Source organism: Enterobacter sp. WCHEn090032, assembly GCF_003986875.1.
Classification (GTDB): Bacteria; Pseudomonadota; Gammaproteobacteria; order Enterobacterales; family Enterobacteriaceae; genus Enterobacter; species Enterobacter sichuanensis.
In genome coordinates this window covers 22,290-42,009 of the sequence record NZ_RXRN01000024.1, presented here as the reverse complement: position 1 = coordinate 42,009, position 19,720 = coordinate 22,290, and the positions used below count along the sequence as shown (strand labels likewise).

General features: G+C 54.3%; 20 protein-coding genes and 5 tRNA genes. 9 read left to right on the top strand and 16 right to left on the bottom strand.

Features of this window, described 5'->3' with window-relative positions:
* Nucleotide 1: 1 nt before the first annotated feature.
* The 3 genes from modB to EKN83_RS18075 form a co-directional block, all read right to left on the bottom strand.
* Nucleotides 2-691 (bottom strand): molybdate ABC transporter permease subunit, encoded by a 690-nt coding sequence (gene modB, locus EKN83_RS18085; RefSeq protein ID WP_025757225.1) that lies wholly within the window; start codon nucleotides 689-691, stop codon nucleotides 2-4.
* A complete protein-coding gene (modA, locus tag EKN83_RS18080) occupies nucleotides 691-1,464 on the bottom strand; it encodes a molybdate ABC transporter substrate-binding protein (protein ID WP_126801403.1) in 774 nt (257 codons plus the stop codon). Before modA ends, modB begins: the two co-directional genes overlap by 1 nt.
* Before the next feature lie 178 nt (nucleotides 1,465-1,642).
* Nucleotides 1,643-1,792 (bottom strand): AcrZ family multidrug efflux pump-associated protein, encoded by a 150-nt coding sequence (locus EKN83_RS18075; protein ID WP_013097516.1) that lies wholly within the window; start codon nucleotides 1,790-1,792, stop codon nucleotides 1,643-1,645.
* Nucleotides 1,793-1,919: 127 nt separating this feature from the next.
* Here EKN83_RS18075 and modE point away from each other — a divergent pair, with 127 nt between their 5' ends.
* The 7 genes from modE to gpmA all read left to right on the top strand — a co-directional run bounded on the left by modE (nucleotide 1,920) and on the right by gpmA (nucleotide 9,666).
* The gene (gene modE / locus EKN83_RS18070) at nucleotides 1,920-2,708 is read left to right on the top strand and encodes a molybdenum-dependent transcriptional regulator (protein ID WP_025757223.1); all 789 of its coding nucleotides are present in this window, start codon (nucleotides 1,920-1,922) and stop codon (nucleotides 2,706-2,708) included.
* Nucleotides 2,709-2,775: 67 nt separating this feature from the next.
* The gene (gene modF, locus EKN83_RS18065) at nucleotides 2,776-4,248 is read left to right on the top strand and encodes a molybdate ABC transporter ATP-binding protein ModF (RefSeq protein ID WP_126801402.1); all 1,473 of its coding nucleotides are present in this window, start codon (nucleotides 2,776-2,778) and stop codon (nucleotides 4,246-4,248) included.
* Nucleotides 4,249-4,449: 201 nt separating this feature from the next.
* Nucleotides 4,450-5,466 carry a UDP-glucose 4-epimerase GalE gene (gene galE / locus EKN83_RS18060; RefSeq protein ID WP_020884951.1) on the top strand — a complete coding sequence of 339 codons (1,017 nt, stop codon included), beginning with the start codon at nucleotides 4,450-4,452 and terminating at the stop codon, nucleotides 5,464-5,466.
* A gap of 9 nt (nucleotides 5,467-5,475) precedes the next feature.
* Nucleotides 5,476-6,522: a galactose-1-phosphate uridylyltransferase gene (galT, locus tag EKN83_RS18055; protein WP_025757220.1), complete on the top strand. Its 1,047-nt coding sequence runs from the start codon at nucleotides 5,476-5,478 to the stop codon at nucleotides 6,520-6,522.
* 2 nt (nucleotides 6,523-6,524) lie between these two features.
* Entirely contained in the window at nucleotides 6,525-7,673 is a 1,149-nt protein-coding gene (galK, locus tag EKN83_RS18050) for a galactokinase (RefSeq protein ID WP_025757219.1), read from the top strand.
* Complete coding sequence (gene galM, locus EKN83_RS18045; RefSeq protein ID WP_126801401.1) at nucleotides 7,667-8,707, top strand: galactose-1-epimerase; 1,041 nt, start codon at nucleotides 7,667-7,669, stop codon at nucleotides 8,705-8,707. The genes galK and galM overlap by 7 nt, the downstream gene beginning before the upstream one ends.
* A gap of 206 nt (nucleotides 8,708-8,913) precedes the next feature.
* Nucleotides 8,914-9,666 (top strand): 2,3-diphosphoglycerate-dependent phosphoglycerate mutase, encoded by a 753-nt coding sequence (gene gpmA / locus EKN83_RS18040; RefSeq protein WP_008501111.1) that lies wholly within the window; start codon nucleotides 8,914-8,916, stop codon nucleotides 9,664-9,666.
* 60 nt (nucleotides 9,667-9,726) lie between these two features.
* On the opposite strand, the gene aroG is transcribed toward gpmA, so the two are convergent.
* Nucleotides 9,727-10,779, bottom strand: coding sequence for a 3-deoxy-7-phosphoheptulonate synthase AroG (gene aroG / locus EKN83_RS18035; RefSeq protein ID WP_025757217.1), 1,053 nt, complete (start codon nucleotides 10,777-10,779; stop codon nucleotides 9,727-9,729).
* 304 nt (nucleotides 10,780-11,083) lie between these two features.
* Between aroG and EKN83_RS18030 the strand changes: the two genes are divergently transcribed.
* Both EKN83_RS18030 and zitB read left to right on the top strand, forming a co-directional pair.
* Nucleotides 11,084-11,464, top strand: coding sequence for a protein YbgS (locus EKN83_RS18030; RefSeq protein WP_025757216.1), 381 nt, complete (start codon nucleotides 11,084-11,086; stop codon nucleotides 11,462-11,464).
* A 106-nt stretch (nucleotides 11,465-11,570) separates the two neighbouring features.
* Entirely contained in the window at nucleotides 11,571-12,509 is a 939-nt protein-coding gene (zitB, locus tag EKN83_RS18025) for a CDF family zinc transporter ZitB (RefSeq protein WP_126801400.1), read from the top strand.
* On the opposite strand, the gene pnuC is transcribed toward zitB, so the two are convergent.
* From pnuC to tolR, 12 genes are all read right to left on the bottom strand, one after another.
* The gene (gene pnuC / locus EKN83_RS18020; RefSeq protein WP_045285425.1) at nucleotides 12,506-13,225 is read right to left on the bottom strand and encodes a nicotinamide riboside transporter PnuC; all 720 of its coding nucleotides are present in this window, start codon (nucleotides 13,223-13,225) and stop codon (nucleotides 12,506-12,508) included. The genes zitB and pnuC overlap by 4 nt on opposite strands.
* Nucleotides 13,226-13,247: 22 nt before the next feature.
* Nucleotides 13,248-14,291 carry a quinolinate synthase NadA gene (gene nadA, locus EKN83_RS18015; protein WP_025757213.1) on the bottom strand — a complete coding sequence of 348 codons (1,044 nt, stop codon included), beginning with the start codon at nucleotides 14,289-14,291 and terminating at the stop codon, nucleotides 13,248-13,250.
* A 191-nt stretch (nucleotides 14,292-14,482) separates the two neighbouring features.
* A tRNA-Lys gene (locus tag EKN83_RS18010) sits at nucleotides 14,483-14,558 on the bottom strand.
* 23 nt (nucleotides 14,559-14,581) lie between these two features.
* Nucleotides 14,582-14,657: transfer RNA gene (locus EKN83_RS18005), tRNA-Lys, on the bottom strand.
* Nucleotides 14,658-14,702: 45 nt separating this feature from the next.
* Nucleotides 14,703-14,778 (bottom strand) — tRNA-Lys (locus EKN83_RS18000).
* Between the two features lie 3 nt (nucleotides 14,779-14,781).
* A tRNA-Val gene (locus tag EKN83_RS17995) sits at nucleotides 14,782-14,857 on the bottom strand.
* Nucleotides 14,858-14,984: 127 nt separating this feature from the next.
* A tRNA-Lys gene (locus EKN83_RS17990) sits at nucleotides 14,985-15,060 on the bottom strand.
* A 161-nt stretch (nucleotides 15,061-15,221) separates the two neighbouring features.
* On the bottom strand, nucleotides 15,222-16,013 hold the full coding sequence (gene cpoB / locus EKN83_RS17985; RefSeq protein WP_025757212.1) for a cell division protein CpoB: 792 nt from the start codon (nucleotides 16,011-16,013) through the stop codon (nucleotides 15,222-15,224).
* 9 nt (nucleotides 16,014-16,022) lie between these two features.
* The gene (gene pal / locus EKN83_RS17980; RefSeq protein ID WP_003858578.1) at nucleotides 16,023-16,544 is read right to left on the bottom strand and encodes a peptidoglycan-associated lipoprotein Pal; all 522 of its coding nucleotides are present in this window, start codon (nucleotides 16,542-16,544) and stop codon (nucleotides 16,023-16,025) included.
* 35 nt (nucleotides 16,545-16,579) lie between these two features.
* Nucleotides 16,580-17,872 carry a Tol-Pal system beta propeller repeat protein TolB gene (gene tolB / locus EKN83_RS17975; RefSeq protein ID WP_025757211.1) on the bottom strand — a complete coding sequence of 431 codons (1,293 nt, stop codon included), beginning with the start codon at nucleotides 17,870-17,872 and terminating at the stop codon, nucleotides 16,580-16,582.
* A gap of 109 nt (nucleotides 17,873-17,981) precedes the next feature.
* Nucleotides 17,982-19,262, bottom strand: coding sequence for a cell envelope integrity protein TolA (tolA, locus tag EKN83_RS17970; protein ID WP_126801399.1), 1,281 nt, complete (start codon nucleotides 19,260-19,262; stop codon nucleotides 17,982-17,984).
* Between the two features lie 28 nt (nucleotides 19,263-19,290).
* Nucleotides 19,291-19,719, bottom strand: a complete 429-nt coding sequence (gene tolR / locus EKN83_RS17965; RefSeq protein ID WP_003858589.1) for a colicin uptake protein TolR — start codon at nucleotides 19,717-19,719, stop codon at nucleotides 19,291-19,293.
* Nucleotide 19,720 lies beyond the last annotated feature (1 nt).

Genomic DNA, 19,720 nt, shown 5'->3' with positions numbered 1-19,720 from the left:
TCTATTTCCCCATCCGCTCACGACTGACTCTCGCCAGCCATTCCGACACCAGCAGCGATACCAGGGCTAACACAATGGAGATGATGCACAGCCGCGCTGCGGCCCCCTCTCCCCCCGGCGTCTGGATCAGGGTATACATGGCCGAAGGAAGGGTTCGCGTCTCGCCGGGAATGTTCGACACAAAGGTGATCGTGGCGCCAAACTCGCCGAGCGACCGGGCGAAGGCCAGCACCGTGCCGACAATAATACCCGGCAGCGTGAGCGGAAGTGTGATGGTGAAAAAGACGCGCCAGCGCCCGGCGCCCAGCGTGCGGGCTGCCTGTTCGAGCTTCATGTCCACACCTTCCAGCGCAAGGCGGATCGCTCTCACCATCAACGGGAATGACATCACCGCTGCGGCCAGGACCGCCCCGCGCCAGCTAAACGCAAACGTCAGCCCAAACCAGTCATAAAGTTTTTCGCCAATAAAACCGCGTCGCCCCATCGAAATCAGCAGCAGATAACCTACCACCACGGGCGGCAACACGAGCGGAAGATGCAGCACGCTGTCGAGCAGCGCTTTGCCGGGAAACTGACAGCGAACCAGTAACCAGGCAAAGAAGATCCCAAAGGGCAAACTCAGCGCAACCGCCAGGGAAGAGACTTTCAGGCTCAGCAGAACAGCCTGCCATTCAGGATCGGTCAATATCATCAGTGAGTCGTAAATCCATAACGTTTAAAGATTGCGGACGCGTGCGGCCCCTTCAGATAATCGCGGAAAGCCGTCACGGTCGCATTTTTATGTCCAGCAACAATCGCAACAGGGTATTCCACTTTCTTGTGGGAGTCTTCCGGGAACGTTGCGACCACTTTCACCCCCTTGCTGGCCACGGCATCAGAGCCGTAGACAATGCCCAGCGGGGCTTCGTTGCGTTCCACCAGCGCCAGTGCGCCGCGAACATCTTCTGCCGGTGCCAGTTTCGGCGACAGCGTCTCCCACGCGCCCAGTTTTTGCAGCGCTTCTTTGGCGTAAATGCCGGCCGGAACATGATCCGGATCCCCCACCGCCAGACGCCCCCCGTTCAGAAGCCGGGTCCAGTCTGTTGCTTTGTTGATGGTGATGTCAGCCTGGGCACTGGCTTTCGGCGCTACGACAACCAGGCTATTACCCAGCAGCGTTTCGCGGGTTGACGCATCAATCGCTTTTTTCTCCGCTGCGTAATCCATCCACTTCTGGTCCGCCGAAATGAACAGATCCGCCGGTGCGCCCGCTTCTATCTGGCGCGCCAGCGTAGAGGAAGAGGCAAACGAGGAGACCACCTCGACGTTGTTCTCTTTTTTATACGCCGCCGCGATATCCTGCAGCGCATTGGTCAGCGACGCCGCCGCAAAGACCGTTATTTTGCCGTCGTCCGCCAGCGCGTGTCCGGTAAGCGAAAGCGTCAGCGCAGCCACTGCGAAAAGGCGTACCCATGAACGTGCCATTTGTCACTCCTGTCAGTAGCGTTATATACGCATTAATATAACGATAACGTCAGGGAGATCCCAGCGTTTATTCGTACCGCTCAAGGGGTAAACCGGTGTCATCTGTAAAAGAATATCGGTGAAAAGAAGAAAAACTTGAGAGCAAAACGCCCGGACTGGCCGGGCGTTTTGTGGGGAATCAATGCTGTTTTTTAGCGCGGTCTCTGTGACCAATGTTCGAAAAGACGTTGAACACTTCACCCAGGCCGTAGATGGCACCGAGGATGATGGCCATCACTACTGGTACCATGATCACGGCGAATACCAGACTTTTCAACAACTCTAACATGGTTTTCTCCAGATATTGTGAATGGCTTATTCTACCCTTTCAGGTGAGAAAAACATCCCCTTTTGTGCGGTACCCTTTGCGCCCTGCACCATTTGGGTCACAATACCCTTTTTGCCAGGATACTGTTATGCAGGCCGAAATTCTCCTTACTCTCAGACTTCAGCAAAAGCTTTTCGCCGATCCGCGACGTATCACCCTGCTTAAACAGATAGAACAAACGGGCTCAATTAGCCAGGGGGCGAAAAATGCCGGGATCAGCTATAAAAGCGCCTGGGATGCCATCAATGAGATGAACACCCTGAGCGAACATCCGCTGGTAGACAGGGCCACGGGCGGCAAAGGCGGAGGTGGCGCAATCGTGACACGTTACGGCCAGCGCCTTATTCAGCTTTACGATCTGCTGGCCCGGATCCAGCAAAAAGCGTTTGATGTGCTGAGTGACGACGATAACGTGCCGCTGGACAGTTTGCTGGCCGCTATTTCCCGCTTCTCATTACAAACCAGCGCCCGCAACCAGTGGTTTGGCACAGTGACGGCGCGCGATAATCTGCAGATACAGCAGCATATTGAGATCCTGCTTGCCGATGGTACCACCCGTCTGAAAGCCGCCATCACGGCGCAGAGCGCAGAGCGTCTTGGACTCGATGAAGGAAAAGAGGTGCTGGTGCTGCTGAAAGCGCCGTGGGTCAACCTCACACGCAATCCCGATACGGCAAAGGCAGCAGATAACCAGCTTCAGGGCACCATCAGCCGTATCGAACGCGGCGAAGCGCAGTGCGAAGTGCTGATGACCCTGGCAGACGGGCAAATGCTGTGCGCGACGGTACCGCTCAGCGAGGCGGACGATTTAGAAGAAGGTGCTGTCGTCACCGCCTGGTTCAACGCAGACCGGGTGATTATCGCCACTTTGTGCTAAGCACATTGACAATCGTACCGACAGTGCGTATCCCTGATAACTATTGCTGCAAAAACAGGGATAAATCATGTCATCATTGCATATTTCGCAAGGCACGTTTCGTCTTGGCGATACCCGAACGCTGACGATTGCTGATTTGACAATACGCGCAGGTGAAAGCTGGGCGTTTGTCGGCACCAACGGCAGCGGTAAATCTGCCCTGGCCCGCGCGCTGGCCGGAGAGCTTACCCTCCTTAAAGGTGAAAACCAGAGCGAGTTTACCCGCCTGACACGCCTCTCATTTGAACAGCTGCAAAAGCTGGTGAGCGACGAATGGCAGCGCAACAACACCGATTTACTCAGCCCGGGCGAAGACGATACCGGCCGCACGACGGCGGAAATCATTCAGGATGAGGTTAAGGATCCTGCCCGCTGTCAGCGCCTGGCAGAACAGTTTGGCATTTCCGCCCTGCTGACCCGACGCTTCAAATACCTCTCCACCGGTGAGACGCGGAAAACGCTGCTTTGTCAGGCCCTGATGAGCGAGCCTGAGCTGCTGATCCTCGACGAACCGTTCGACGGCCTTGACGTGCAATCCCGTGCGCAGCTGGCAGCCCTGCTGGCGTCGCTGAATCAGCAGGGATATACCCTCGTGCTGGTGCTTAACCGCTTTGATGAGATCCCAGATTTTATCCAGCATGCAGGCGTACTGGCCGATTGTAATCTGGCCGAGACAGGGGAAAAATCGGCGCTGCTTAAGCAGGCGCTCATCGCCCAGCTCGCACACAGCGAACGGCTTGACGGAATTACCCTTCCGGAACCCGACGCCCCTTCGGCTCGCCACGCGCTTGATCCCCACCAGCCGCGCATCGTGCTGCGTGATGGCGTGGTTTCGTATGACGATCGCCCAATCCTTAATCACCTGAGCTGGACGGTTAATCCTGGGGAGCACTGGCAAATTGTCGGCCCCAACGGCGCGGGAAAATCGACGCTGCTGAGTCTGATCACCGGCGATCACCCGCAGGGTTATAGCAACGATCTGACGCTGTTTGGCCGCCGTCGCGGCAGCGGTGAAACTATCTGGGATATCAAAAAACACATTGGCTACGTCAGCAGCAGCCTGCATCTGGATTACCGGGTCAGCACCACGGTACGCAACGTGATCCTCTCAGGCTATTTTGACTCCATCGGCATTTATCAGGCGGTATCGGATAAACAGCAAAAGCTGGCTCAGCAGTGGCTGGACATTCTGGGCATGGATAACCGGGTCGCTGACGCGCCGTTTCATAGCCTGTCATGGGGACAGCAGCGCCTGGCGCTGATCGTGCGCGCGCTGGTGAAACATCCTACGCTGCTCATTCTGGATGAACCCCTTCAGGGGCTGGATCCGCTCAATCGACAACTTATCCGCCGCTTTGTGGATGTGCTGATTAGCGAAGGCGAAACGCAGCTGCTGTTCGTTTCACACCATGCCGAAGATGCCCCCGCCTGCATCACGCATCGTCTTGAATTTGTTCCGGACGGGGAACAGTATCATTATCAGCTCAGCAAAATCGATTAACCTTCGGAGGGCCAGGCCCTCCGTTTTTCAGATAACCTGCACTAAGACATCTCTATCCCGTTGATCTACAATGCCTCATGACCGCTGAAAATCGGATTTTAAAAACAGTGTAAACGATTCCACTATTTTATCCCATGTCACACTTTTCGCGTCTCTGTTATGCTATGGTTATTACATACCATAAGCCCAATGGAGCGAATTATGCGAGTTCTGGTAACAGGTGGTAGCGGTTACATAGGTAGTCATACCTGCGTGCAGCTGCTGCAAAACGGTCATGATGTCATCATCCTCGATAACCTGTGCAACAGTAAGCGCAGCGTGCTGCCTGTGATTGAACGTCTTGGCGGAAAACAGCCAACATTCGTCGAAGGCGACATCCGCAATGAAGCGCTGATGACCGAGATCCTTCACGACCATGCTATTGAAACGGTGATCCACTTCGCCGGCCTGAAAGCCGTCGGGGAGTCGGTCGCAAAGCCGCTCGAGTATTACGACAATAACGTCAACGGTACGCTGCGTTTAATCTCTGCGATGCGCGCCGCAAACGTGAAAAACTTCATCTTCAGCTCTTCCGCGACCGTCTATGGCGATCAGCCTAAAATTCCTTACGTTGAAAGTTTCCCAACCGGTACGCCACAAAGCCCGTATGGCAAGAGCAAACTGATGGTGGAGCAGATCCTGACCGATCTGCAAAAAGCACAGCCTGAGTGGAGCATCGCGTTGCTGCGCTACTTCAACCCGGTGGGCGCCCATCCGTCTGGCGATATGGGTGAAGATCCGCAGGGCATTCCGAATAACCTGATGCCGTATATCGCCCAGGTGGCGGTGGGTCGTCGTGAGTCACTGGCTATTTTCGGCAATGATTATCCGACGGAAGATGGCACCGGCGTGCGTGACTATATTCACGTGATGGATCTGGCTGACGGCCACGTGGCGGCGATGCAGCAGCTGGCCGACAAACCGGGCGTACATATTTACAACCTCGGCGCCGGTATCGGTAGCAGCGTGCTGGATGTGGTTAACGCCTTCAGCAAAGCCTGCGGCAAGCCGGTGAACTACCACTTCGCTCCGCGTCGCGAAGGCGATCTCCCGGCGTACTGGGCCGATGCCTCCAAAGCCGATAAAGAGCTTAACTGGCGTGTCACCCGCACGCTTGATGAAATGGCACAGGATACCTGGCACTGGCAGTCGCGCCATCCGCAGGGGTATCCGGACTAAGGATCCGTCATGACTTCGTTTAATCCCGTCGATCATCCGCATCGTCGTTTTAACCCGCTAAGCGGGCAATGGATTTTGGTTTCTCCGCATCGCGCCAAGCGCCCCTGGCAGGGGGCGCAAGAGACGCCTGCGAAACAAACGCTGCCGCAGCACGACCCGGACTGCTTCCTGTGTCCGGGCAACACGCGCGTAACGGGAGATAAAAACCCGGACTATAAAGGCACCTTCGTTTTTACCAATGATTTTGCCGCCCTGATGACCGACACGCCGGACGCGCCTGCGAGCCACGATCCGCTGATGCGCTGTGAAAGCGCCCGCGGGACCAGCCGTGTGATCTGCTTCTCGCCCGATCACAGCAAAACGCTGCCGGAGCTGAGTGTTGAGGCACTGCAAGAGGTGGTCAGTACCTGGCAGGCACAAACCGCGGAGCTGGGCCAGACTTACCCGTGGGTACAGGTTTTTGAAAATAAAGGCGCGGCCATGGGCTGCTCTAACCCGCACCCGCATGGTCAGATCTGGGCGAACAGTTTCCTGCCCAACGAAGCCGAGCGTGAGGACCGTCTGCAGAAAGACTATTACGCCGAAAATGGCTCGCCAATGCTGGTGGATTACACGCAGCGCGAACGGGCCGACGGCAGCCGGACCGTGGTGGAAACTGAACACTGGCTGGCCGTTGTGCCTTACTGGGCAGCCTGGCCGTTTGAAACGCTGCTGCTGCCGAAAGCGCACGTTCAGCGCATCACCGATCTCAGCGACGCGCAGCGCGACGACCTTGCTCTGGCGCTGAAAAAACTGACCAGCCGTTACGACAACCTGTTCCAGTGCTCCTTCCCGTACTCAATGGGCTGGCACGGCGCACCGTTTAACGGGGAAGAGAATCAACACTGGCAGTTGCATGCCCATTTCTATCCGCCGCTGCTGCGCTCCGCGACGGTGCGTAAATTTATGGTGGGCTATGAAATGCTGGCGGAAACCCAGCGTGACCTGACGGCGGAACAGGCGGCAGAACGTCTGCGTGCCGTTAGCGACGTCCACTATCGCGAATCAGGAGTCTAAAAATGAGTCTGAAAGATAAAACACAATCCCTGTTTGCTGAAAAATTTGGCTACCCTGCCACCCACGTTATCCAGGCACCTGGCCGCGTTAACCTGATTGGTGAACACACCGACTACAACGACGGTTTTGTTCTGCCCTGCGCCATTGACTACCAGACGGTCATCAGCTGTGCAAAACGCGACGATCGTAAAGTCCGCGTGATTGCCGCAGATTACGGTAATGAGACGGACGAATTTTCCCTCGATGCTCCGATTGTGACGCACGACAGCCAGCAGTGGTCTAACTACGTGCGCGGCGTGGTGAAACATCTGCAAAAACGTAATAAGAATTTTGGTGGTGCGGATCTCGTCATCAGCGGCAACGTTCCGCAAGGTGCGGGCTTAAGCTCCTCTGCGTCTCTGGAAGTCGCCGTTGGCACCGTCTTCCAGCAGCTTTATCATCTGCCGCTGGATGGCGCACAAATTGCGCTCAACGGTCAGGAAGCGGAAAACCAGTTCGTGGGCTGTAACTGCGGCATTATGGACCAGCTGATCTCTGCGCTGGGCAAAAAAGAACACGCGCTGCTGATCGACTGCCGGACGCTAGGCACCAAAGCCGTTCCTCTGCCAAAAGGCGCGGCAGTCGTGATTATCAACAGTAACTTTAAACGCACGCTGGTGGGCAGCGAATACAACACGCGCCGCGAACAATGTGAAACGGGCGCTCGCTTCTTCCAGCAATCTGCCCTGCGCGACGTTACGCTTAATGAATTCAATAAAGTGGCACACGAGCTGGATCCTATTGTCGCCAAACGCGTTCGTCACGTACTGACAGAAAACGCCCGTACCGTTGAAGCGGCGTCCGCACTGGCGAAAGGCGATTTGAAACGTATGGGTGAGCTGATGGCGGAATCGCATGCCTCGATGCGCGATGATTTTGAAATCACCGTGCCGCAGATTGATACGCTGGTTGAGATCGTGAAAGCGGCAATTGGCGATAAAGGCGGCGTGCGTATGACCGGCGGTGGCTTCGGGGGCTGTATTGTTGCCCTGGTGCCGGAAGAACTTGTTCCTGCCGTCCAGCAGGCGGTGGAGAAACAGTACGAAGCAAAAACAGGTATTAAAGAAACTTTCTACGTGTGTAAAGCATCACAAGGAGCCGGACAGTGCTAAACGAAACACCTACCCTCGCACCGGATGGTCTGCCGTATCGCCTGTTAACCCTGCGCAACAGCGCAGGGATGGTGGTTACGCTGATGGACTGGGGAGCCACGTTGCTCTCTGCCCGCGTCCCCATGCCGGATGGCAGCGTACGCGAAACCCTTCTCGGCTGCGCCTCGCCTGAGCAGTATATTAATCAGTCCGCCTATCTGGGCGCGTCTGTCGGACGCTATGCTAACCGCATCGCGAAAAGCCGTTTTGAACTCGACGGCGTGCAGTACACCCTGCTTCCAAGCCAGGGTGAAAACCAACTCCACGGCGGGCCAGAAGGCTTTGATAAACGCCGCTGGAAAATTGTCCGGCAAAACGACGGCGAAGTGCTGTTCTCACTGGATTCCCATGATGGCGATCAGGGCTTCCCGGGTAACCTTACCGCTTTCGCGCGCTTTACGTTGACCGACGACAACCGTATCGCCATTGAATACCGTGCAACGGTCGACAAGCCGTGTCCGGTCAACCTGACCAACCACGCGTACTTTAATCTGGACGGTAATCAGTGCGACGTACGTAACCACAAGCTGCAACTCCTTGCCGATGATTATTTGCCGGTTGACGAGATGGGCATTCCGTATCAGGGCCTGAAATCCGTGAACGGCACCAGCTTTGATTTCCGCCGCGCGAAAACGATCGCCCAGGATTTCCTGAGCGATGACGATCAGCGCAAGGTGAAAGGTTACGACCATGCTTTCCTGCTGCAGGCAAAAGGCGATGTGAAGCAGCCTGCCGCGCAGGTCTGGTCCAGCGATGAGAAGCTGCAGATGACGGTTTACACCACCGCGCCTGCCCTGCAATTCTACTCTGGCAACTTCCTTGGCGGCACGACGGCGCGCGAACACGTTGAGTACAGCGACTGGCAAGGACTGGCGCTGGAGAGCGAGTTCCTGCCGGACAGCCCGAATCATCCGGAATGGCCGCAGCCAGACTGTGTGCTACGCCCGGGTGAAGAGTACGTGAGCGTGACGGAATACCATTTTATTCCGCATTGATTTTCAGCCCTCCCATCAGAGGGCTTTTTTCTGCACGCTTTGCTGAAAATAGCGCCGATCGCAGACAAAATCATAACCCTGGATTCACAAGCATCTTACACTCAGAGACTATTTTCGCTATGGTTAGGGTTAAGCGTTGCTGCTGGCACGGCCACGGCAATATAATGAGAATTGTTATCATTCTAAAAATGCTTGAGGAGTAAGAGATGGCTATTACTAAGCTGGTCCTGGTACGTCACGGCGAAAGCCAGTGGAACAACGAAAACCGCTTTACCGGTTGGTACGACGTTGATCTGTCTGAAAAAGGCGTAAGCGAAGCAAAAGCAGCGGGTAAACTGCTGAAGGAAGAAGGCTTCAGCTTTGATTTTGCTTACACCTCTGTGCTGAAACGTGCCATCCACACCCTGTGGAACGTGCTGGACGAACTGGATCAGGCCTGGCTGCCGGTTGAGAAATCCTGGAAACTGAACGAGCGTCATTACGGTGCGCTGCAGGGTCTGAACAAAGCCGAAACCGCTGAGAAATACGGTGATGAGCAGGTTAAACAGTGGCGTCGCGGCTTCGCGGTTACCCCACCAGAGCTGACCAAAGATGACGAGCGTTACCCGGGCCACGACCCACGCTACGCAAAACTGACTGACGCTGAGCTGCCAACCACCGAGAGCCTGGCCCTGACCATCGACCGCGTTGTGCCTTACTGGAACGAAACCATTCTGCCACGCCTGAAAAGCGGTGAGCGCGTGATCATCGCCGCTCACGGTAACTCCCTGCGTGCGCTGGTGAAATACCTGGACAACATGGGCGAAGATGAAATTCTCGAACTGAACATCCCAACCGGCGTACCGCTGGTGTATGAGTTCGACGAGAACTTCAAACCAATCAAACACTACTATCTGGGTAACGCAGATGAGATCGCGGCGAAAGCAGCGGCTGTTGCGAACCAGGGTAAAGCGAAGTAATTTTCGCCAGCCATAAAAAAAGCGCGGAGCCTTCCGCGCTTTTTTATTTCCCCAGCCGGATTAACCGCGACGCGCTTTTACCGCATTCGCCAGCTGACGGAGGATCGTGTCGGTGTCGTCCCAGCCGATGCAGGCATCGGTGACGCTTTTACCGTAAACCAGCGGCTCGCTGCCTTCCAGGTTCTGGTTACCTTCAACCAGATGACTTTCGATCATCACCCCAATCACCGCCTTCTCGCCGCCGGCAATCTGCTGACAGACATCTGCGCCCACTTCCATCTGCTTTTTAAACTGCTTGCTGGAGTTCGCGTGGCTGAAGTCAATCATCACCTGCGGTGGCAGCCCTGCTTTCTCCAGCCCAACTTTGACTTCTGCGACATGTTTTGCGCTGTAGTTCGGCTCTTTACCGCCGCGCAGAATGATATGGCAGTCACCGTTACCGCTGGTGTTAACGATGGCAGAGTGTCCCCATTTGGTCACGGACAGGAAGCAGTGTGGCGCACCTGCGGCATTGATGGCATCAATCGCTACCTTGATTGTGCCGTCGGTACCGTTTTTAAAACCTACCGGGCAAGAGAGGCCGGACGCCAGCTCACGGTGAACCTGAGACTCCGTGGTGCGCGCACCAATCGCCCCCCAGCTCATCAGGTCAGCGAGATACTGTGGCGTAATCATATCCAGGAACTCACCGGCTGCAGGCAGGCCACTGTCGTTGATTTCGAGCAGCAGCTTACGGGCAATACGCAGGCCGTCGTTGATCTGGAAGCTATTGTCCATATGCGGATCGTTAATCAGCCCTTTCCAGCCCACCGTGGTACGCGGTTTTTCAAAGTAAACGCGCATCACGATCTCCAGCTCGCCTTTCAGCTCTTCACGCAGGGTGAGCAGACGGGCAGCGTACTCTTTCGCGGCTGCAGGGTCGTGAATGGAGCATGGACCAATTACCACCAGAAGACGATCGTCATTACCTTTCAGGATCTTGTGGATCGCTTTACGAGCATGAGAAACCGTGTTTGCGGCATTTTCAGTGGCGGGGAATTTCTCAAGGAGTGCTACAGGAGGTAATAACTCATTGATCTCTTTAATGCGTAAATCGTCGTTCTGATAATTCATTTTCTTTCCAGCTCTGCCATATCTTTAGTAATGAAAGCAATCCTTTCAATCTATCTTGTCGACCAGGAAGTGTAAACACGGTCTTACACTTCACGCAGATAATTCCTGGAATTCGCCTAAAAATCGCCACAAAATAGCGAAAAACGAGATCTAACCTAAGCTTTTTAACTGTAACAACCATTTTTAAACGCTTAAACGCGATTCCGTACTGACGTAAGTCGGTAAGGCGGGATCTTTCGCCTTTGAAAAAGATGCACTGTTGGAGAATGTTATCCAGCGTAACGACAAGAACAGGAGCACCATGATGAAAATGACGAAACTGGCAACCCTCTTCCTGACTGCCACTCTCACTCTGGCAAGCGGCAGCGTCCTTGCCGCTGAAACGGGCACCTCAGATAACAACGGTGATGCCAATGCGGCGGCATCAGCAGGTCAGGTCGCCCCTGATGCAAAACAGAATATCGCCCCGAATAATGTCGATAACAACCAGATTAATACCGGCAACACCAATACCGGGGGCACCATGTTGCACCCGAACGGTAGTGGTTCCGGTACCATGAATCATGACAACATGAGTTCGGATGAAGTCCATAAGAACTCGATGTGTAAAGACGGCAAATGCCCGGATCCCAACGACAAAGTGGGTAATGACGCCAATACCAAAACCGATGGCACGACCCAGTAATCTGTTGTGATCGGGAAGAAACAGGAGAGCTCAGGCTCTCCTTTCTTTTTGGAGTAACCTATTAAAAACGCTACACTAAAAACAATAACACACCAGGAAAGCACACATGGCGCACACCCATTCGCACTCTCACACTCCCGGCAACGACAACGCTAAACGACTGATGCTGGCCTTTGGCGTCACGGCAACCTTTATGGTTATCGAGGTCATTGGCGGGCTGGTTTCCGGCTCTCTGGCGCTTCTGGCTGATGCCGGACATATGCTGACCGACGCAGCCGCGCTGCTCTTCGCCCTGCTGGCCGTGCAGTTTGCTCGTCGTCCTCCGAACGCGCGCCATACTTTCGGCTGGCTGAGACTGACAACCCTTGCCGCGTTTGTTAACGCCATTGCGCTGGTGGTCATTACCGTGCTTATCGTCTGGGAAGCGGTACAGCGCTTCAGACACCCTCAGCCGATCGCCGGGACAACAATGATGGTGATTGCCGTGGCCGGACTGCTGGCGAATATTCTGGCCTTCTGGATTTTGCACCGTGGGAGTGGGGAGAAGAACCTCAACGTGCGCGCGGCTGCCCTGCATGTACTGGGGGATTTGCTCGGCTCAGTCGGGGCGATTGTGGCCGCACTGGTGATCCTCTATACCGGCTGGACGCCCGTCGATCCGATTCTGTCCGTGCTGGTGTCGTGTCTGGTCTTGCGCAGCGCCTGGCGTCTGCTGAAGGAGAGCGTTAATGAACTGCTTGAAGGGGCGCCGACATCCATGGATATCGACGAGCTGAAGCGTAACCTGCGCCGCTCAGTTCCGGAAGTACGCAACGTTCATCATGTGCACGTCTGGCTGGTAGGGGAAAAACCGGTCATGACATTGCACGTCCAGGTGATCCCGCCTCACGACCATGATGCGCTCCTAGACCGCATCCAGCATTTTCTTGAACATCACTACGACATTGGCCACGCCACCATCCAGATGGAGTACCAGCCCTGTAACGGGCCTGACTGCCACCTTAACGAGGCGCAGTCCGGCCATTCACATCATCATCACCCTTAACGGGAAAGCGCGTGAGAGCCTCGCTCACGCGCGCTGTTAATCCACATCCGACTACCATTCAGAGCGATGAAGGTCAGCAGCAGATATTCCAGCGACATGGCATACACACCCTGCAGAGCAAAAATCACCACGCTGATGACGTTAATGATGACCCACAGCAGCCAGTTCTCAACGTATTTACGGGTCATCAGGATCATCGCCGCAATCGACAGCACCATCATGCAGGAATCCCAGAACGGGAAGGCGTCCGGCTGCAGTTCCGGCATCGTCACATGCAAACCGAGACCGGACATGACCGCCACGGCAATTTGGGTCAGGAATGCAAATACCGGATTGATATAGACCGTCATTAAACCAATGGCAACCACGCACGCGACAAACCAGGCGATGGCTTTCGGTAAGGGCAGCCAGCGGATCTGCAACTCCGCCTCCTGCTGACTGTTCTGCCGCGACCACGCGTACCACCCGTAGATATTTGCCGCAAAGAAGAACAGCTGCAAAAGCAGGCTGGCGTACAGCTGGATCTGGAAGAAGATAATCGCAAACAGCGTGACGTTAATGATCCCAAACGCGTAATTACTGATCTTCTCAAGGCTTGCCAGCCAGATACACAATAATCCTGCCAGCGTACCAACCGCCTCAATCCATGACAGGTCATAGCCACCTGCACCAATCGGTATATGAACCAGAATGTTCTGTGTGCTAAAAAAATCCATCTTTTCCCCAGAGCGTTTTGAATTAAGTACGTAGTGTAGCCGCAAAATCCAGCATGCGGTTAAGTGGAACTAACGCGCCTTCACGCAGGGCAGCATCCACATGGATTTCATGCGCCGCACCGCCGGTTTCTAACCCTTCGGCAATGGCTTTCAGACCGTTCATCGCCATCCACGGACAGTGCGCACAGCTGCGACACGTTGCCCCCTCACCTGCCGTGGGGGCTTCAAGAAGCTCTTTTTCCGGCACGGCCTGCTGCATCTTATAAAAGATACCGCGATCGGTCGCCACTATAAGCTGCTTGTGAGGCAACGTCCTGGCCGCGTTGATAAGCTGGCTGGTGGAGCCCACGGCGTCCGCCATGTCGACAATTGACTGCGGTGATTCAGGGTGAACCAGAATGGCCGCGTCAGGATAAAGCGCCTTCATGCGCGCCAGCGCCTGGGTCTTGAACTCGTCGTGCACAATGCAGGCGCCCTGCCAGCAGAGGACGTCTGCCCCCGTCTGCTTCTGGACATAATTGCCGAGATGGCGGTCAGGTGCCCAGATAATTTTCTCACCCAGGCTATCCAGGTGTTCTATCAGTTCAACGGCGATACTCGATGTGACCACCCAGTCAGCGCGCGCTTTTACCGCCGCGGAGGTGTTGGCGTACACCACAACCGTACGGTCAGGGTGGGCGTCACAGAAAGCGCTAAATTCATCAATCGGGCAGCCGAGGTCCAGTGAACACTCCGCATTAAGCGTAGGCATCAGAATGGTTTTTTCAGGGCTGAGGATCTTTGCCGTTTCGCCCATAAAACGCACCCCTGCGACCAGCAGCGTGGAGGCTGGATGCCGTGCACCGAAGCGCGCCATCTCCAGTGAGTCAGAAATACAGCCTCCTGTCTCTTCCGCCAGTTGCTGGATTTCCGGATCGGTATAGTAATGCGCCACCATCACCGCATCTCGCTCTTTGAGAAGACGCTTGATTTTCTCTCGGTAGAACTGTTTTTCATCCACGCTTAGCGGGACAGGCTTTGGCGGAAACGGATAGATTGCGGCTTCAGGATCAAACATCACGCTCATTATGGCTTCTCGTTTTACTGGCTTAACAATATTGCCTTTCTTTTGCCTGACATAGCAAAACGCATGGCAATTGTGTTTTGTATACTAAACAAGATAGCGAATCTGGAGTGAAAAGTCACCGGGAATAGATATGCGGAGCATTTGTTGCATCGCAGATAGCAAAAAAGCGCCTTTAGGGCGCTTTTTAACATTGGTGGGTCGTGCAGGATTCGAACCTGCGACCAATTGATTAAAAGTCAACTGCTCTACCAACTGAGCTAACGACCCCTTGCGGGATTTTTTCTTCGAAGTGGTGGGTCGTGCAGGATTCGAACCTGCGACCAATTGATTAAAAGTCAACTGCTCTACCAACTGAGCTAACGACCCATTCGGGTGCTGACTTCGAAGATTTTACTCGGTTCCACTTTGAAGTGGTGGGTCGTGCAGGATTCGAACCTGCGACCAATTGATTAAAAGTCAACTGCTCTACCAACTGAGCTAACGACCCGAGTGGTGGGTGATGACGGGCTCGAACCGCCGACCCCCTCCGTGTAAAGGAGATGCTCTACCAACTGAGCTAATCACCCACTCTGTACTGCTGATAATGCGTTAAGTGGTGGGTCGTGCAGGATGACTCGGCTTCGCCTCGCCCTACGGGCCGTTGCTGACGCAACGTTATCCTTCACGTTTTACTACTACTTCCACCTGACTTAGTGGTGGGTCGTGCAGGATTCGAACCTGCGACCAATTGATTAAAAGTCAACTGCTCTACCAACTGAGCTAACGACCCACTTTTACGCTGTTTTCACGTTGTTTGATATCCCGTGGCAACGGCGGCATATATTACTGATTTAAGAATTCAGCGCAACAAAAATTTCGATGAAGATCACTTAACTGCTTAGTAATCATGCGGCACGACCAGAAATAACGCGATTTCTGGTCATGCGGTAATCATCCCATCGAATTCAGACGTTTTTGCGCCTGCTTAGCACCTTCGGTGCCCGGGAATTTTGCAACCACCTGCTGATAAACCGCTTTGGCCTTCGCAGTGTCGCCTTTGTCCTGCATGATTACGCCCACTTTGTACATCGCATCAGGCGCTTTTGGCGATTTCGGGTAGTTTTTCACCACTGAGGCAAAATAAAACGCCGCATCGTCCTTTTTACCCTTGTTGTAATTCAACTGACCAAGCCAGTAATTCGCATTCGGCTGATAAGTGGAATCAGGGTATTTCTTAACGAAGTTCTGAAACGCAACAAGCGCGTCATCCTGACGGGATTGATCCTGCACCAGGGCAATAGCCGCGTTGTAATCGGTATTCGCATCACCGCTCTGTACAGGCGCGCCTGTTGAAGCAGATGCATCCGCTGCCGGCGCAGAGGTTGCCGCCCCGCTCTGATCGCCCGCGGCTGGCTGTGCTTGCGCTGCACCACCGCTGCTCAGGCTATCTATTTGCAACAAGATTTGCTTCTGACGTTCCACAACCTGGTTAAGCTGATACTGGCTTTCCTGAATCTGTCCGCGAAGAGAGTCAATATCGTTTTGGTTATCGGAAAGTTGTTGCTGGAGTTGGGTTAAAAGCTGGCTGTGAGCGTTTGAAATACGCTCGAGTTGAGTGACCCGGTCTTCTACCGAGCCTGAGCCGACACTACTGATTGGTGCCTGAGCAAAAGCGGCCCAGGGGGCCGCTATTCCAACCAGTAACGACAGACTCAACAGTTGATGTCTGAAGTTACTGCTCATGCAATTCTCTTAGTAAACCAGTACGGCACGACGGTTTTTGGAGTAAGCCGCTTCGTCGTGACCCAGTACTGCAGGTTTTTCTTTACCGTAAGAAACGATGGAGATCTGGTCAGCAGAAACGCCTTTACCCTGCAGGTACATTTTAACAGCGTTAGCACGACGTTCACCCAGGGAGATGTTGTACTCTGGAGTACCACGTTCGTCCGCGTGACCTTCTACGGTGACTTTGTAAGATGGGTTGCTACGCAGGAAGTTAGCGTGAGCATCCAGCATCGCAGCGAAGTCAGAACGGATGTCGTATTTATCCAGATCGAAGTAAACGATGTTGTTCTGCTGCAGCTGCTGCATCTGAAGACGCGCTTGCTCTTCAGAAGACATGTTGCCATTGCCATTCGCGTCCATACCGGTGCCGGCACCCATCATGCCTTCGCCGCTCTGGTCATTGCTGGCGTTCTTGTTAGAAGAACACGCTGCGATTGCCATTACAGGCAGAGCGATCATCAGCCCCTTCAGCACTTTGTTCAGTTGCATTTCTATGATTCCTTTAGTAATCAATTAATTATTATTTACAGATACGGCGACCAGGCAGGTGATTTTACCTGTCCATCAGTTGCCGGAATACGCGCTTTGAAACGCCCATCTGTAGAAACCAGATTCAGCACAGATCCCATCCCCTGAGAAGAGCTGTAGATTACCATAGTGCCGTTAGGTGCCAGACTTGGCGTTTCATCCAGGAACGTTGACGACAGAACTTGTACGCCACCCGCTACCAGATCTTGTTTGGCAATGTGTTGCTGCCCACCGTTGGAGCTTACCATTACCATAAATTTACCGTCGCTGCTCACGTCTGAGTTCTGGTTCTGAGAACCTTCCCAGGTAATACGCTGCGGAGCACCGCCGTTGATGTTTACTTTGTAGATTTGTGGACGGCCAGCCTGGTCAGAGGTAAACGCCAGGTTTTGACTGTCCGGGAACCATGAAGGTTCAGTGTTGTTGCTGCGACCGTCGGTGACCTGACGGATCTGGCCAGAGCCAATGTCCATTACGTACAGGTTCAGGCTACCGGTTTTAGACAGCGCAAACGCCAGTTTAGACCCGTCCGGAGAGAACGACGGCGCACCGTTGTGGCGAGGGAACGACGCCACCTGACGAACAGCACCGTTAGCCAGCGTCTGGATAACCAGCGCAGAACGGCCGCTTTCGAAGGTGACATAGGCCAGTTTAGAGCCGTCCGGAGACCAGGCTGGAGACATCAGAGGCTGGGAAGAACGCTTCACCAGGAACTGGTTGTAACCATCGTAGTCAGATACGCGCAGCTCATACGGGAACTGACCACCGTTGGTCTGTACCACGTAAGCAATACGGGTACGGAACGCACCTTTAATGCCGGTCAGTTTTTCGAATACCGCATCGCTGGCTGCGTGTGCCGCATAGCGCAGGTACTGTTTAGTGACCTTGTAAGAGTTCTGTGCCAGAACGGTACCTGGCGCACCGCCGGTATCCACCAGCTGCCAGGCCACATTGTAAGAGCCGTCCGGGTTAGGGGTAACCTGACCCACAACCACGGCATCAATGCCCAGTGCAGACCACGCGGCAGGTTGAACTTCCTGCGCGCTACCCGGCTGCTGAGGCAGACGAGAACGATCTAACGGGTTGAATTTACCGCTGTTACGCAGGTCAGCCGCCACGATGCCACCGGCATCTTCAGGTGCAGCGCCAGAACCGGCCCACTGGAACGGAACAACACCGATTGGGCGTGCCGAGTCGTTCCAGTCTGTAATGTCAATGCTGACTGTTGCATGTACTGTTGCAGTCAACAGTACTAAAAAACCAAACGCTAATCGTAATGCCTGCTTCATCATATCTCCCTTATCCGAACAATTCGCCCTGGATAATTTAGCAGAAGGTTAACAAACTCATTTACACAAAACTATCAGAACTCGCCAACATAAACCGCTGCCATTCTGCTCATGGCTTAAAGTTCAGCGAGGCATCTTTGAATACCTCATACACAGCCTGGCTCGGTGGTTTAGGCAATTTTGCCTGGTTAACCGCAACAAGCGCAGCCTGGCACAATGCTTCATCTCCACCTTCTGACTCAACGCTCAGCACCATACCATCAGTAGCCAGTTTAATATGCAGTCTGCACGTTTTCCCGGTATACAATGATTTATCGTTAAGCCTGCTGGCTATAGCCGCAGCAATCTGGTTCTTATAGTCATTGATTTCAGCGCCAGAAGCACCGTTGTTCTTAGTGTTACCACTTCCCGCAGGAGCAGCATTACTTCCTTTCGCCCCACCGCCCGTTTTCGGCGCATTCTTACCGGAGCTCAAATCGCCCAGCAGATCGTCAACCCCTGCGGCAGCAGCGGCTTTTTCAGCGGCGGCAGCCTTTTTAGCAGCCGCTTTTTCAGCTGCTGCTTTCTTATCGGCAGCGGCCTTCTCAGCTGCAGCTTTTTTGTCAGCAGCGGCTTTTTCTGCCGCGGCTTTCTCTGCAGCAGCCGCTTTCTTCGCAGCCTCGGCAGCAGCTTTCTTCTCTGCTTCCTGAGCGGCTTTCTTCGCGGCTTCTGCTTCAGCTTTCTTCTGAGCATCAGCAGCGGCTTTTTTCGCAGCTTCGGCTTCCGCTTTCTTCTGAGCATCAGCTGCGGCTTTCTTCGCGGCTTCCGCTTCAGCTTTCTTCTGGGCATCAGCAGCGGCTTTCTTCGCGGCTTCCGCTTCGGCTTTCTTCTGGGCGTCGGCAGCAGCTTTCTTCGCCGCTTCTGCCGCTAATTTCGCCTGGGCATCAGCCTGTGCTTTTGCATCCGCTGCGGCTTTCGCTGCCGCCTCTTCCGCCTGCTTTTGCTGTTCCTGGGCTTTCTTCGCGGCCTCTTCAGCTTGCTTCTGCTGCTGTGCCTGCTCTTTCGCCGCTTCCTGGGCCTGCAAACGTTCTTTTTCAAGCTGCTTCAGACGCTCCTGCTCAGCAGCCTGCTTTTCACGCAGTTCTTCCGCTTGCTGTTGCGCCTGTTTTTCACGCTGCTCTTCAGCTCGTTTTGCACTCGCCTGCTGCTGTTGCTGACGGTTATAGTTCTGCACGACCGCACCGGGATCCACCATTACGGCGTCAATGGAAGAACCGCCACCGCCGCCTGATGCATCAATATGCTCGTCGAACGAACTCCAGATCAGCCCTGCAAAGAGAATCACATGCAGCACTGCGGAGACGATTATCGCTCGCTTAAGCTTGTCGTTCTGTTCGGTTGCCTTTGACACTATCGGTTCCCAAAAACTACGCGGATGATCAAATAGGCTGAGTCATTAAGCCAACTGACTTAACACCCGCACTATGTAGCAAGTTCAGCGCTTTAATAATTTCATCGTAGGGTACGTCTTTCGCGCCACCGATTAAGAAGACCGTTTTCGGATTTGACTCCAGGCGACGCTGCGCTTCAGCAATGACCTGTTCAGGTGGAAGCTGATCCATACGATCTTTTTCAACCACGACGCTATATTGCCCTACGCCGGAAACCTCAATGATAACCGGAGGATCGTCATTGGTGCTTACCGCCTGTGATTCTGTCGCATCTGGCAGATCCACTTCCACGCTCTGGGTAATGATTGGCGCTGTCGCCATGAAGATCAGCAGCAGTACCAACAGAACGTCCAGCAGTGGAACGATATTGATTTCGGACTTGAGCTCGCGACGACCTCGTCCACGCGATCTGGCCATG

Bases quoted from the DNA above. Each gene is read 5' to 3' on its own strand.
- modB (WP_025757225.1), bottom strand. From the start codon at position 691: ATGATATTGACCGATCCTGAATGGCAGGCTGTTCTGCTGAGCCTGAAA.
- modA (WP_126801403.1), bottom strand. From the start codon at position 1,464: ATGGCACGTTCATGGGTACGCCTTTTCGCAGTGGCTGCGCTGACGCTT.
- EKN83_RS18075 (WP_013097516.1), bottom strand. From the start codon at position 1,792: ATGTTAGAGTTGTTGAAAAGTCTGGTATTCGCCGTGATCATGGTACCA.
- modE (WP_025757223.1), top strand. From the start codon at position 1,920: ATGCAGGCCGAAATTCTCCTTACTCTCAGACTTCAGCAAAAGCTTTTC.
- modF (WP_126801402.1), top strand. From the start codon at position 2,776: ATGTCATCATTGCATATTTCGCAAGGCACGTTTCGTCTTGGCGATACC.
- galE (WP_020884951.1), top strand. From the start codon at position 4,450: ATGCGAGTTCTGGTAACAGGTGGTAGCGGTTACATAGGTAGTCATACC.
- galT (WP_025757220.1), top strand. From the start codon at position 5,476: ATGACTTCGTTTAATCCCGTCGATCATCCGCATCGTCGTTTTAACCCG.
- galK (WP_025757219.1), top strand. From the start codon at position 6,525: ATGAGTCTGAAAGATAAAACACAATCCCTGTTTGCTGAAAAATTTGGC.
- gpmA (WP_008501111.1), top strand. From the start codon at position 8,914: ATGGCTATTACTAAGCTGGTCCTGGTACGTCACGGCGAAAGCCAGTGG.
- aroG (WP_025757217.1), bottom strand. From the start codon at position 10,779: ATGAATTATCAGAACGACGATTTACGCATTAAAGAGATCAATGAGTTA.
- EKN83_RS18030 (WP_025757216.1), top strand. From the start codon at position 11,084: ATGAAAATGACGAAACTGGCAACCCTCTTCCTGACTGCCACTCTCACT.
- zitB (WP_126801400.1), top strand. From the start codon at position 11,571: ATGGCGCACACCCATTCGCACTCTCACACTCCCGGCAACGACAACGCT.
- pnuC (WP_045285425.1), bottom strand. From the start codon at position 13,225: ATGGATTTTTTTAGCACACAGAACATTCTGGTTCATATACCGATTGGT.
- nadA (WP_025757213.1), bottom strand. From the start codon at position 14,291: ATGAGCGTGATGTTTGATCCTGAAGCCGCAATCTATCCGTTTCCGCCA.
- cpoB (WP_025757212.1), bottom strand. From the start codon at position 16,013: ATGAGCAGTAACTTCAGACATCAACTGTTGAGTCTGTCGTTACTGGTT.
- pal (WP_003858578.1), bottom strand. From the start codon at position 16,544: ATGCAACTGAACAAAGTGCTGAAGGGGCTGATGATCGCTCTGCCTGTA.
- tolB (WP_025757211.1), bottom strand. From the start codon at position 17,872: ATGAAGCAGGCATTACGATTAGCGTTTGGTTTTTTAGTACTGTTGACT.
- tolR (WP_003858589.1), bottom strand. From the start codon at position 19,719: ATGGCCAGATCGCGTGGACGAGGTCGTCGCGAGCTCAAGTCCGAAATC.